The organism is Methylobacter sp. BlB1 (assembly GCF_015476545.1).
In the GTDB taxonomy this organism is placed as follows: domain Bacteria; phylum Pseudomonadota; class Gammaproteobacteria; order Methylococcales; family Methylomonadaceae; genus Methylobacter.
In genome coordinates, this window is sequence record NZ_JADMKV010000201.1 from 1 (window position 1) to 784 (window position 784).

The 784-nt window shown below is 51.7% G+C and carries 1 protein-coding gene and 1 pseudogene; both read right to left on the reverse strand.

What is annotated here, in order from left to right; genetic code table 11:
- Positions 1-78: 78 nt before the first annotated feature.
- Entirely contained in the window at positions 79-444 is a 366-nt protein-coding gene (locus IT781_RS22020; RefSeq protein WP_370527079.1) for a type I DNA topoisomerase, read from the reverse strand.
- Between the two features lie 111 nt (positions 445-555).
- A pseudogene (locus tag IT781_RS22690) lies at positions 556-723 on the reverse strand (3'-5' exonuclease); the annotation flags it as partial.
- Between the last annotated feature and the right edge of the window lie 61 nt (positions 724-784).

Consider the following 784-nt stretch of genomic DNA (forward strand, 5'->3'; position numbering starts at 1 on the left):
GATTAACACAACCGTCGCGCTAGCGACACTTTGCTAAACCGATCTGAATTCAACTGATATTTTCTGAACGGAATGGCATCAAGTGATGTAATCCTGGTCCGGCAACCCGACTCTTGTACCAGAGTTTACAGCCTGCTCGGTATGACTGCAGGAAAATCCGGCATTCGTCCGGTAATTGGCGCATCCCCAGAATTGGCCGTATTTGCCTTTGCGCAGGATCATGCCGCCGCCGCATTTTGGACAGACCGGTTCGGCAACCTCGCAGTCTCTGTTTTGACAAACCCTGGAGCGTCCCTCCGTAATCAAAATACCGCCGCACTTCGGACAACCTTTTTGCGTATGACCGCAGAGCGGATATTGATTGCAGCCGTAGAAAATGCCGTATTGGTTTTTCCGGACAACCATATAACCGGTCTGACAGCGCTCACAAGGCGTATCAGCCACTTGTTGCTGGAAACCGTGGCCCTGAAACTCATCGGTCAGGATGGCGTATTTGTCATTGACCAGTTCCCGGACGAAGCTCGAAGCCTTGTTGCCGTCGGCGATCAGATAAACATGATGCCTGGCCCGCGTCAGCGCGACGTAAAACAGCCGCCTTTCCTCGGCATGTTGATAGTCTTCCGCTTTAGGCAACAGCAGTTCCAGCAACGCATGCGTGGCTTTTTCCGAAGGAAAGCCCTGTTTGCCTTGCTCCAGCCCAAGGACAATCACATAATCGGCCTCTCTGCCCTTAGAGCCTGTTCAATATCTGCTGAGTATGATAGATAATGAGAGGCATGAGAAA